The sequence below is a fragment of the Vibrio sp. 10N.247.310.17 genome, assembly GCF_041466605.1.
Taxonomy (GTDB): Bacteria; Pseudomonadota; Gammaproteobacteria; order Enterobacterales; family Vibrionaceae; genus Vibrio; species Vibrio tasmaniensis_A.
Genome location: NZ_JBFSTC010000041.1, coordinates 29912 through 41331, shown reverse-complemented (window position 1 = coordinate 41331; position 11420 = coordinate 29912). Strand labels below are relative to the sequence as shown.

At 42.9% G+C, this 11420-nt stretch carries 10 protein-coding genes; 5 read left to right on the top strand and 5 right to left on the bottom strand.

Annotated elements, in window-relative coordinates:
* Window positions 1-130: 130 nt before the first annotated feature.
* Window positions 131-772: an outer membrane beta-barrel protein gene (locus AB6D80_RS12940; RefSeq protein ID WP_009847052.1), complete on the bottom strand. Its 642-nt coding sequence runs from the start codon at window positions 770-772 to the stop codon at window positions 131-133.
* 150 nt (window positions 773-922) lie between these two features.
* Here AB6D80_RS12940 and AB6D80_RS12935 point away from each other — a divergent pair, with 150 nt between their 5' ends.
* Window positions 923-2812, top strand: a complete 1890-nt coding sequence (locus AB6D80_RS12935) for a DUF294 nucleotidyltransferase-like domain-containing protein (RefSeq protein WP_009847053.1) — start codon at window positions 923-925, stop codon at window positions 2810-2812.
* Between the two features lie 5 nt (window positions 2813-2817).
* Entirely contained in the window at window positions 2818-3534 is a 717-nt protein-coding gene (locus AB6D80_RS12930) for a 3'-5' exonuclease (protein WP_012604226.1), read from the top strand.
* 128 nt (window positions 3535-3662) lie between these two features.
* Here AB6D80_RS12930 and AB6D80_RS12925 read toward each other — a convergent pair whose 3' ends face one another.
* The 3 genes from AB6D80_RS12925 to AB6D80_RS12915 form a co-directional block, all read right to left on the bottom strand.
* The gene (locus AB6D80_RS12925) at window positions 3663-4355 is read right to left on the bottom strand and encodes an MOSC domain-containing protein (RefSeq protein WP_029222858.1); all 693 of its coding nucleotides are present in this window, start codon (window positions 4353-4355) and stop codon (window positions 3663-3665) included.
* 66 nt (window positions 4356-4421) lie between these two features.
* Window positions 4422-5516 carry a 3-phosphoserine/phosphohydroxythreonine transaminase gene (gene serC / locus AB6D80_RS12920; protein ID WP_009847056.1) on the bottom strand — a complete coding sequence of 365 codons (1095 nt, stop codon included), beginning with the start codon at window positions 5514-5516 and terminating at the stop codon, window positions 4422-4424.
* 163 nt (window positions 5517-5679) lie between these two features.
* Window positions 5680-6942 carry a DUF945 family protein gene (locus tag AB6D80_RS12915; protein ID WP_102249848.1) on the bottom strand — a complete coding sequence of 421 codons (1263 nt, stop codon included), beginning with the start codon at window positions 6940-6942 and terminating at the stop codon, window positions 5680-5682.
* Window positions 6943-7125: 183 nt separating this feature from the next.
* Here AB6D80_RS12915 and AB6D80_RS12910 point away from each other — a divergent pair, with 183 nt between their 5' ends.
* The 3 genes from AB6D80_RS12910 (at window position 7126) to AB6D80_RS12900 (ending at window position 10453) form a co-directional block, all read left to right on the top strand.
* Window positions 7126-9069, top strand: coding sequence for an ATP-binding protein (locus tag AB6D80_RS12910; protein WP_135383048.1), 1944 nt, complete (start codon window positions 7126-7128; stop codon window positions 9067-9069).
* Entirely contained in the window at window positions 9062-9559 is a 498-nt protein-coding gene (locus AB6D80_RS12905; RefSeq protein WP_135442714.1) for a response regulator, read from the top strand. Before AB6D80_RS12910 ends, AB6D80_RS12905 begins: the two co-directional genes overlap by 8 nt.
* A 339-nt stretch (window positions 9560-9898) precedes the next feature.
* A complete protein-coding gene (locus AB6D80_RS12900) occupies window positions 9899-10453 on the top strand; it encodes a hypothetical protein (protein ID WP_009847060.1) in 555 nt (184 codons plus the stop codon).
* 126 nt (window positions 10454-10579) lie between these two features.
* Here AB6D80_RS12900 and AB6D80_RS12895 read toward each other — a convergent pair whose 3' ends face one another.
* Window positions 10580-11161, bottom strand: coding sequence for a TfoX/Sxy family DNA transformation protein (locus AB6D80_RS12895; protein WP_009847061.1), 582 nt, complete (start codon window positions 11159-11161; stop codon window positions 10580-10582).
* Window positions 11162-11420 lie beyond the last annotated feature (259 nt).

The following is an 11420-nucleotide window of genomic DNA, read 5'->3' as shown; positions in this document are numbered from 1 at the left end:
CCCAGCCAAATATCCGTTCAGGTTCAAGCAATAATGCTTATCCGAACGGCATTAAGCTATTAAGCTGGCTTTTTTGTGTCTGTCTCCTTTATATGTCAGTTTTTAAGACGCTTAGTCTATATATCGCTAACTAATACTCTAGGAAGAACTCTACACCTAGCTCGTTAGTGCGTTCACTACGAATCTTACCTTCGCCATTTCTGTGTTGATAAGAGCCACCAATCGCAAACTTGTTGGTCACGAGATAACGTAAACCCACGTGGTAAATTTCTTCATCAAACAAGTCACTTCGGTTCACTTGCACACTACCGTTAGCAATCCAACGTTTCGCAAAGCCATAGTTGAGTTCGGCTTTTATCCCTTGGATAAACTCCGTGTCTGACGAGCGAGTAATGTTAGTTCCATTATCTTCGACTTCCCCCTTAGTAATACCAAGCAGGTAGTAAGCCACTATATCTAGATCTCGCTTAATACTGTAACGGTACCCAATGCCCGGCATAAGGGTATCCATTCGAGTTGTTGATTCATCTGGGTGAATGAAACGAGCACTGTAGTCACCCAACAATAGCCAATCATCCGTTATCGCATAGCTAATACCTAATCCATAGGATGATGCATTGTTATTGCTGCCTGCATCTTCATTCAAACTTCCCGAATGAGCGGTGGCGTATATATGGTCATAATCCAGAATATCCACACGGTGAGTTTCGGCCCACGAACTTGAAGAAAACATAAAAATTGCAGACACTAAACTAAGTTTCCACTTCGGCATTCCTATCATCCTTTAACTATCACCCTATTATTTGAAAGATTAGTCTATCCCTAAGACTTTAAAAAGGTTTTAGCTCACAGATTGATTTGTGACGGCAAAATATTATCAAATGTTGTACCATGAAATCATACAAACCAATGGATGATCATTATGGATGCTGAGTTATTAGAGATTCAAAACTTTCTGGCACAATACCCCCCTTTCACAGAACTCCCAGAGGAGATGTTGGCGAAAGTGACCAGTAGCGTCGAAATTTCTTATTACCGCCAAGATACCCCTATCATTCACTTTGGTGATCAGATTAACGACCTTTACATTGTTCGAAGCGGCGAAGTAGAAGTCTATCGTCGTAAAGGTGAGCTCTATAACCGGCTGGATGAGGGACACTTATTTGGCCAAATGGGGCTACTCACCAACAATAAAGTTCGCTTCCCGGTAAAAGCAACAGAAGACACCCTACTCTACTGTATCCCTGAACCTATTTTCCAAGAACTCTACGACAACTATGATTCATTCGCTGACTTTGTCGAAGTAGAAGATAATGCGCGACTGCGTCAGGCTAACTCAGACAGCAACGACGCTAACGATCTAACCACGTCAAAGGTAAAGACGCTGCTGACTAGCGAAGCGCCAATGATCGAAAAAACACGAACCATCCAACAAGCTGCTACCATGATGGCACAAGATAATGTTTCATCTTTGCTGATCATCGACCCGGATATTGTTGAAGATGATGAAGACGATTCGACGCCCGTTATTGGCATCATTACCGACCGTGATCTGTGTACCCGAGTTTTAGCAGAAGGACTCGATCCATCGGATGAAGTATCAAGTGTAATGACAGCAGAGGTTATCTCGCTCGATCATAATGCCTATGTCTACGAAGCCATGATGACCATGCTTCGCTACAACGTGCATCACCTACCAGTACTAAAAGATAAGAAGCCTATTGGTATTATTGAAGCGACCGATATTGTACGTTACGAATCTCAAAACTCGCTGTTATTGGTAAGCAGCATCTTCCAACAGCAAAGCATCGAAGATCTTAAAGTCCTTTCTGAGCAAGTAAAAGACAGCTTTGTGCGCTTGGTTAACGAAGACGCCAACGCCCACATGGTGGGTACCGCAATGTCGGTAATTGGCCGTAGCTTTAAACAACGAATTATTGAACTAGCCGAAGATAAACTCGGTAAAGCGCCGATCCCTTATTGTTTCCTCGCGCTCGGCTCAATGGGGCGTGATGAGCAGCTGCTCGTTACTGACCAAGATAACGCAATTATTCTTGATGATACCTACGATGAGAAAAAGCACGGTAAGTACTTTGAAGAGCTGTCGACCTTCATTTGTGATGGCTTAGACCAATGTGGCTATGTGTACTGTACCGGTGACATCATGGCCACTAACCCAACTTGGCGTATGACACGTCGACAATGGGAAGAATGCTTCGCTGATTGGATTGATGATCCAAACCCGAAAGCACTGCTGAACGCCTCTATCTTCTTTGATTTAGATGGTGTTTATGGCCGCTTAAAATGGGCAGAACAGTTAAATAGTTTTATTGTAAGACGTGCGCGTAAGAACAACCGTTTCTTGGCGTGTCTTGCTCGTAACGCACTCAACCGAACACCGCCTCTGGGTTTCTTTAAAGATTTCGTAATGGAGAAAGATGGTCGTCATAACAACTCGATCAATCTTAAACGTCGTGGTACCGCACCACTTGCCGATCTAATCCGTGTTCACTCTTTAGCAGTCGCATCTCGCTCTAAGAACTCATTCGAACGTTTAGATGACATTATCGACGCAGGTATTTTGCCAAAAGGTCGAGCTCAAGACTTGAAAGATGCGATGGAATTCATCTCTTTAGTTCGTATTCGCCACCAAGCACACGATGTCGACAACAACATTGAGCCTGATAACAACATTGAGCCAGAGAACCTTTCTGACTTCGAGCGACGTAACCTGAAGGATGCATTCCAAATATTAAGTAATGCGCAGAACTTCCTTAAGTTTCGTTATCAAGCTAGCAATAAGTTTAAGTAGGCGCCATGAACAAACTATTCAGATCACCTGCAGTCGATTGGCCATTTAAGTTTGCTCAGAAATTGGAACGAGCGAGAGACGAGCGCTTAAAGCAATTTTATAGCCAGCCTCTTCCTGCACCTGATACGCCATTATCAGAAGTGACTTTCTTAGCTGTCGACTTTGAGACAACGGGTTTAAACCCAAACAAAGATGGCATCATTACCATTGGTCTAGTTCCGTTTACGCTAAATCGAATCTACCTAAGACAAGCCAAGCACTGGACCCTGAGACCAAAGCAGAAATTGGAAGAAGACTCGGTTGTTATCCATGGCATCACTCACAACGACATCATTGATGCGCCAGACTTAAGTGAAGTATTAGATGAGATCTTAGAATCAATGGGCGGCCATATCCCAGTCGTTCATTATCGCCGCATCGAGCGTGATTTCTTGGATAACGCGTTGAAGGTCAGATTAGGTGAAGGAATTGAGTTTCCAGTCCTCGACACGCTCGAGATTGAATCTCAAATCCAAAACAAACTGGCCGGCGGTCTATGGAATAAGCTAAAAGGTAAGAAGCCTGCGTCAGTAAGGCTTGGTCAGAGCCGTCGTAGATACCACTTGCCTGACTATACTCCGCATCATGCGTTAACTGATGCGATTGCGACAGCGGAGCTTCTACAAGCACAGATTGCGCACCATTTTAGCCCTGATATGCCTGTTAAAGATTTCTGGTTATAGCTAGATAAACTAGTCGCTGTTAGTTACTGACTAATAAGTGCTCACCTCAGAACTAAAAACGCTCACATCTTCTAGATAGTGAGCGTTTTGTTTTGCGCATGATTGTCTTTTAAGCATGAATAGAAAGTCTACTCGGCTGTCGGGCCAACCAATCTCATTTCCCAATCTTCAACTTCGCCAGTTTGAAGTCGACGTTCTACGAGCGTGCCCCAAGATTCCACTAGAGGCAGCTCCGCCAATTCTCTAAGCTCTTGTTTATCTAAACAACCCGTGAACACCGCCCCCATAACCCGGCTTAACGGCCATTCTGGGTAAGGTCTTTCACACAGGATAATCTCGTCGCCGGAGCCGATATCACCCTCTTCCAAAACACGGAAGTACCAGCCAGTTCGAAGGGTGTCTTGTAGCCTTTTCGCCATATCATTTTGATCGAATCGTACATTGAGCTTCCAACAAGGCATACGACCTTGTGAAACTTCCAGCAAGGTTGAACCAATTCGAATCTTATCTTTTAAACAAATGGAAGCTTCAGTCACCCCACTTGAACTTATGTTCTCACCAAATGCACCTTCAGATTGGAAGATTGCTTTGTCGCCCAACTCCTCCTGCCAAATTAAGTAGTGCTCGCTTGGGTAGATATGAAGGGCTTTCTGAATACCACCATGAAAGCGAGGGTCGCCTTGCTCATCGTTAATAAATCCAAGCTCAGTGGTGTATTGGCGCTCAGATAAAACCTGCTTATTGATAGCACTCTGTGTACCGTGAGCAAAAGCAACAACCTTACCGCCCAAAACACTGTTTACTGTACCTAACTTCTTCATACCCTTCCTTTTCAGCAAGTAAAAAAAGAGGAGCTTTCGCTCCTCTTATTGTGAAATACGCCTTAATTAAGCGTATTTTTCTTCAAAGTCTTTCATGAAGCTGACTAATACTTGCACGCCTTCCAGAGACATCGCGTTGTAAAGTGATGCTCGCATCCCACCTACCGCTCTGTGGCCTTTTAGTGATTTCAGACCAGCAGCATCAGCCAACTCTAAAAACTTAGCATCTAGCTCTGGTTTCGCTAATTGGAATGGCACGTTCATTCTTGAACGGTTTACTGTATGAACATCGTTTCTGTAGAAAGCTGAGCTATCAATCGCATTATAAAGCAGCGCAGCTTTCTCTTTGTTCACTAATTCCATCGCTTCTACACCACCTTGAGCTTTCAACCACTTGAATACGAGGCCTGATAGGTACCAAGCATACGTTGGCGGTGTGTTGAACATTGAGTCTTTTTCAGCAAGTACTTTGTAGTTAAGAATGCTCGGCAATACGTCGTTTGCTAGCTCTAGCAGATCATCACGCACGATAGCAATGCAAATACCAGCAGGGCCTATATTCTTTTGAGCTCCAGCGTAGATAACACCGTACTGAGACACATCGATCTTACGAGACAGAATGTTAGATGACATATCCGCTACGATTGGCTTATCCGTTTGAGGAAGCTCACTGATTTCAATACCATCGATGGTCTCATTTGGACAGAAATGTACATACGCCGCTTCCGGGTCGATTTTCCAATCTTTAGCTGGAACAACCGCTGCTTTGCCATCAATTGACGTCTTGGCGTTGAATACATCGATTTCGCAATATTTGCTCGCTTCAGTCACTGCACTTTCTGCCCAGTAACCCGCATCAATGTAAGTCGCTTTCGTCGCGTCACCTAAAAGGTTTAGAGGAACAGCAGCGAATTGAGCACGAGCGCCCCCCTGACAGAAAAGAACTTTGTAGTTGTCTGGGATGTTCAGAAGATCACGTAGGTCCTGTTCGGACTCGTCAGCAACTTGAATAAATTCCTTGCTGCGATGGCTGATTTCCATCACGGAAGTCCCTAAACCATTCCAATCAATAAAGTCCGCCTGCGCTTGTTTCATTACCGGTTTAGGCAGTGCAGCTGGGCCAGCACTGAAGTTGAATACGTTATCTAATGTAAGTTCCATGGGGATGATTGCTCCTGCTAAATAATAACTATGCAAGTAATACCATGTTTTACCCAACATAAAAACAACAAAAGAGGTCTTAAGACCTCTTTTGTTTTGTACCGTATAAAATGTTTAAGCTGAACCTGCTAAATCACCCTATCAGTATTCAAGCCTGTTCTGTTTATTGAACAAAAACCGGCATAAGTAGAGCGATTAATGGAATTTCTTGTCCATTTTCGAACACTAGGTTTCCATTTTCTAAGTCAGCGCTGATTTCATAACCACTTTCTGTTTCCTTGATCATTTCCATCACAAGCAATTCATCAATACCTTCACGGATGAATGGGTACTCTTCAACAAGCTCATTTGAGAAGCTAGAGTGAACGTTACCCTTTAATGCAGGTACAATCATCGAAGGATTACTGCTGATGTTTTCGGTTCCTTCCGGTACGCTCACTAACCACTTAGATTCGAATTGACCCTTACCTAGATCTAACGACATATTGTTCATTGAAAGGTCGAAGCCTTTAGCAAACAGGATATCGATAAATGGAATGATCTCGGCAACGTCTTCTTGCGTCATTACTGGATTAGATTGGTAAATCTCAAAGATTTTCTCAAACGATTCGCTATCCAATTTCGACATTTCGAAATCGACGTTTAGGTTGTTCAACTGGCCTTCACTGGTCTCGATGTTTGCGATATCCAGCTTAAGGTTGCTGCGCAGACGCTTAGTCGCTTCATCTAGATGTGATTCAAAATCGTACTTAGAGTTTTCAATGGTCATGAAAGGCTGCATTGCAGAGTCTGTAACCAAGAAGCTATCGATAGTAAAATTCTGAGAACCTAACCAGTAGCCTTTCGCTTGTTGACCTGAACCTACACCTTTTAGGTTTGACAGTGTTACCTCTTCACCGGTTTCAAAATCAATTTGAACTGAAGGGATTGAAAGCTCGTAATCAACTTGCCCTAAAACAGTGGCATGGCCAGACAGATTCGATTTCGTGATTGATACCGAAGTACCATTCTCATCAGAACCTTGATGATTGAACTGGCTTAACTCGAAGTTAAAGTCAGTGTTGCCGTTTAGCTCAGTGCTAGTTGTCAGAGTTAGAGGCAGAATATCAGTATTATCAAACGTCGACAGTGCATTCAGGCTCACCAAACCGTGGCTAACCGCACTATTGATGACAAACTCACTCGGCAGCCCATCAATCGCGAGTTGTTCTTTCAGGTTTTCATCGGTCACAGTTAGGCGAGTAGTTACGTTAGAAGACAGGTAACCTCTATCGTACTCCACGATCTCCGCTTGAATGCTTGAATTGTTAAGCTTTGCAACACCATCGGTAATGGCATTTTGTCCAATTTGGCCAACCGCTAGTGGCCAACAAAGTGCCAATGAGATTGCGCCGCCAATTGCACCAATTTTTCTTAACTGTTCCATGAGTTCTCTTTCTACACGTGTCTGTTTTTTTTAGTCTAACCCATCAGTAGCAAACAAGAAACATTGAGTTAAATCAGTCTATTGCTCGATACTTCGATTGCCTCAATAAATTAACGGCTAGCTCTCATCCTTATTCGGCGGTTCTTGCTAGGCTAGAGACGTCGCTACTATTAAGGTTGAGCTGTGAATCAATACGCTGTTATCTGTTTGGACAATAATCCGGTTAGCATTGAAAGAATACGTTCGGAGTTGGCTCCGTTGGCTTCTGTATTCGATATTTATACTGCCGAGAACATAGAAGACGCGCATCACGCATTAGAAGATATTCATGATCACAACCAAACCGTAGCCTTGGTGATCACTCATCATCATTCTGAATTTAATGGCGTGCAATTTCTGATTGAACTCGAACAGCTGCCCCATAGTAATACCGCAAGAACGATATTAGTCAGCGCTTCGTCAGACATTCAATCCATTCTAACCGCTGTAAATGAAGGCAGGCTCAACCACTGTCTAACCAAGCCAGTTCAAGATCAGGTTCTATTCAAATCAGCGCAAAAAGAGCTAACGTCTTTTGTCATCCAATACGACTCAGAAAACCTGCTCTCTTACAGCGATGCATTGGATCAACAGCGCTTACTCAGAGCGCACATTGAACAAAAGATTCACTCTTTCCAATCGGGTTTCATTCACGATTACCACCAGCTTTCTGACAATGCCCTTGCTGAGCGTGTCGTCAGTGCTCTGCAGGATGTCTTTTCAAAAGATGATAAAACCAAGGCCATTCGTGATTATTCACCAGAGCATCTGCTGACGGTTGAGGGCGAAGATAATCGCTTTCTTTGGTTAATTATTGAAGGTGAAGCGGCGCTCTATAAAAAAGATGAACTGGGGCAGCAACGCGAAGTTGTGCGTCACTCTAAGGGCAATATTGTCGGAGGGATGTCATTCGTGACGGGTGAGCCTTCGTTTTCTACTGCGATTACTCTGACTCAGACCCAAGTCATCAAACTGGATAAAGATAGCTTTGCTCAGGTGATGCATTCAAACAACACTCTGCTACCGCTATTTACCAATCTACTGCTCCGTCACTTTAACCGACGCTTACAAAGAAGCATCAACAATAAGATCCAGCTTCAGCAAACGCTAGAATCGTTGGAATCTGCACATCAACAATTGATCGAGAAAGAGAAGATGGCGATGCTCGGCCAACTCGTGGCAGGTGTCGCACATGAGTTAAATAACCCGATTGCAGCCATACTGAGAAGTATTGAAACCTTGTCTGAACATCTCGATCAAATACTCGAGAACTCGGCACTCCCAGAATCAAATAAAGGGACGGATGTATTAGCACATTCAAAAATGGCGAAGCCACTATCAACGGCTCAAGAAAGACAACTCGTAAAGCACCTCACCTCTACTATCGATGATCGTGCGCTAGCCAAAAAAGCCGTAAGACTGAACCTGAGCCAAGACTCTGCGGTTTTAGATACCTTAAAAGACTCCCCTGTCGCAGGCAAAGAGCTGCTCAATGACTTAGAGCATTATCACTATGTTGGAAACTCTATCCGCTCAATTCAAGTTTGCAGCAAACGTATTGCCGATATGGTCAAAAGCCTAAAAAGCTATGCCCGAGAAGATGAAGAGGTCCGCCACTACACAGATATCCACGAAGGGCTTGAAGATACGTTAGTGATCTTTGAAAACAGGCTCAAACATCACCAACTTGAAAAACACTACGACACCGACTTGCCGCTTCTATTGTGCCAGTCGCTCTCGCTGCAACAAGTGTGGACCAACCTTCTCTCTAATGCACTTGATGCTCTTTCAGAGCGAGGCAAAGTCTCTATCACCACGTCTCAAGAAACTAAAGGTGACGACACGTTTCTTGTAGTGCAAATATCGGACACTGGACACGGTATCGCCAAAGAAGACATCAACACTATTTTCAACCCAAACTTCACGACCAAAAAAGAAGGCAACTTCGGTTTAGGGATTGGGTTATCCATTTCTCAACAAATCGTTTCGGCTCATCAAGGTTTTATTTTGGTGGAGTCTGAGGTAGGCAGCCATACACACATGCAAGTGTGGCTTCCATTCAAACAAGAAGGAGCACCTCATGAATAAGTACCTAATTTTATGTGTCGATGATGAGCCAGAGGTTCTCAACAGTGTCCTTCAAGATTTAGCACCATTTGAAGACAATTTTATTGTTGAAGGAGCCGAATCGGTCGATGAAGCTAAGCAAGTAATTAAAGAAATGGGACAGGAAGGTATTAAACTCGCCTTAATCTTGTGTGACCACATCATGCCGGACAAAACGGGTATCGATTTTCTTATCGAACTTAACCAGCACGATTCTACAAAGCCAACACGCAAGCTGCTGCTCACCGGGCAAGCCGGGCTAGAAGATACCGTCACAGCAATTAACAACGCGGCGCTTGATTTTTATATTTCAAAACCTTGGCAAGGCGATCAACTTAGAGACACGATTACTCAACAACTGACAGACTATGTCATTGCAAACGACAAGCAGTTGTTAAACTGGACTTCCATTTTAGATACTGAGCGCATACTGACATCAATGTCAGACAAGCGAACTAGTTTCGGTGAATAGCGATAGGTTGGTAAATAGAGATTAGATGATGAATAGCGATTTAATCGCTATTGCAGTTTTAACACGAAGTGTATTTTGCATAACAGTGAGTAAATTAAGTGTATCTAATAGTTATCAATAACAAGTGAATGGATACTAGATTTTGTTAAATAACCCTAAAACATGAGATCTCTGTAACAGAGCAGTACTTTACTTGCTTGTTTTTTAGCTAAATGACAAATGAATAGCATTTTTATGGGTTACTTTTCCGCGAGTTAGATTAAACTATCTCAATGTTTATGGTTTGGCTATTTTTTATCAAACCAAAGGGATCAACACTAATAAAGGTTTACGGTCGTTATGCGCAAAATTCTACTTACTACCGCTATGCTATTGGCTTCTAGCCAAGCACTAGCTGTCGATGGACAACCAAATGAACAAGCACAAGTAATGAGCAACTTTAGCTACGATTACTTTGACGCTCGTATCGGTGCGAGCCCAATTACATTTGGTGGTGCGTTCAGTAAGTCAATCCACCCGAATGCTCACGCAGTAGCGCGTATCGATTCAGAATTTGAAGGCGATTACGACTCTGCTGTAGGTCTTGGTTTCCACGCTCCAATTAACAACTGGGCAGATCTAACGGGTGAAATGCTAGCTCGTATAGTTCAACCAGCAGCGAAAAGCTCTCCTGATGTTGGTATGGAATTCAACGTTGGTGTTCGTCAATGGCTTGGCCCACAACTAGAAGTTGGCGGCAAAGGCGGTTACGTTTCTATCGATGATAAAGATGATTGGATCGGTTCTGCTTACGTGCGTTTCCACTCTACAGAACTATTCTCTCTAGGTGCAGAAGTTCGTATCAATGATTTCTACGGTGATCAGTTAATGTTCACGACTCGTTTCAAGCTTTAAGTAAAACGAGAAAGCTCTTAATAAGGGCTTAGCCTTTAAAACGGGCTAGATAGAAACAAAAAAACCGAGGAAATCCCTCGGTTTTTATATATAAAAAGTAATCTTATGCATATACAGGCGATATCTTTAGTGGCAGCTCTTTAATAATTGCTGCTTGCGTGGCTCTTGTAATAGTTTCCAGTGAATACCATCAATTGCACCCGCAAACTTCCAAAGTAATTTTAGGTCAACATCGTTTCCGTACGCTTCGCGAACCTTATTAAACACTTCAGATGCACCCAACTGCATAAACATTGAAACATCATCTACTCCAGCCTTTTTAACCATGCGTTCTAACGTCAGTTGCATGTTAGGCAAGTCCCTTAATCTACGGCTAGCAGATGATTTTTTGAAGCTACGCTGCTGAATTGAATTATCGATTGAAGTACGAATAATACTATCCAATTCAGGATGCTCAGACGTAAAGAGATCCGTGATGTCGTAGTAATTCACGGTCGCTGTCGTCTGCTTTTTTACGTGACGATACTTTTCACAATCAAGCCCCGTCAGCTTTTTATCTAATAACTTCCCACCTCGAATGAATACACAATCTTCACTCAACAAAGCGAACATAGCGTCATTTTGAAAGAGGCCAATACCTCCAAACATAGAGCGCTTTTGATGTTCACCAAATTGATTCACGTAATTAATAAATGCTGTCTCGGTCATATCCGTTGATCCTTAATCAAATTACCCCGATTAGGTTGTTCGCCAGACAAGCAGCTTTTTATGCGAAAAATTTTAAATCTATTTAATGTTTAGGTGAATATTATGGTTTCGTTTGTCACCTTTGAAATAAATGATACTTCGAAAAGAAAAATAAGTCAGGGCGCAGCTCACATCAATCAGTTGAATATCCTTGCTTTTAATGATTTACATCACATTAAACTATCAAATCACGCCAAGAATTTAATTCTTAATGATACCC

Excerpts from the sequence above, each read along its gene's own strand:
- AB6D80_RS12925 (WP_029222858.1), bottom strand. The coding sequence starts at position 4,355 with ATGAAGAAGTTAGGTACAGTAAACAGTGTTTTGGGCGGTAAGGTTGTT.
- AB6D80_RS12895 (WP_009847061.1), bottom strand. The coding sequence starts at position 11,161 with ATGACCGAGACAGCATTTATTAATTACGTGAATCAATTTGGTGAACAT.
- serC (WP_009847056.1), bottom strand. The coding sequence starts at position 5,516 with ATGGAACTTACATTAGATAACGTATTCAACTTCAGTGCTGGCCCAGCT.
- AB6D80_RS12900 (WP_009847060.1), top strand. The coding sequence starts at position 9,899 with ATGCGCAAAATTCTACTTACTACCGCTATGCTATTGGCTTCTAGCCAA.
- AB6D80_RS12930 (WP_012604226.1), top strand. The coding sequence starts at position 2,818 with ATGAACAAACTATTCAGATCACCTGCAGTCGATTGGCCATTTAAGTTT.
- AB6D80_RS12940 (WP_009847052.1), bottom strand. The coding sequence starts at position 772 with ATGCCGAAGTGGAAACTTAGTTTAGTGTCTGCAATTTTTATGTTTTCT.
- AB6D80_RS12915 (WP_102249848.1), bottom strand. The coding sequence starts at position 6,942 with ATGGAACAGTTAAGAAAAATTGGTGCAATTGGCGGCGCAATCTCATTG.
- AB6D80_RS12905 (WP_135442714.1), top strand. The coding sequence starts at position 9,062 with ATGAATAAGTACCTAATTTTATGTGTCGATGATGAGCCAGAGGTTCTC.
- AB6D80_RS12935 (WP_009847053.1), top strand. The coding sequence starts at position 923 with ATGGATGCTGAGTTATTAGAGATTCAAAACTTTCTGGCACAATACCCC.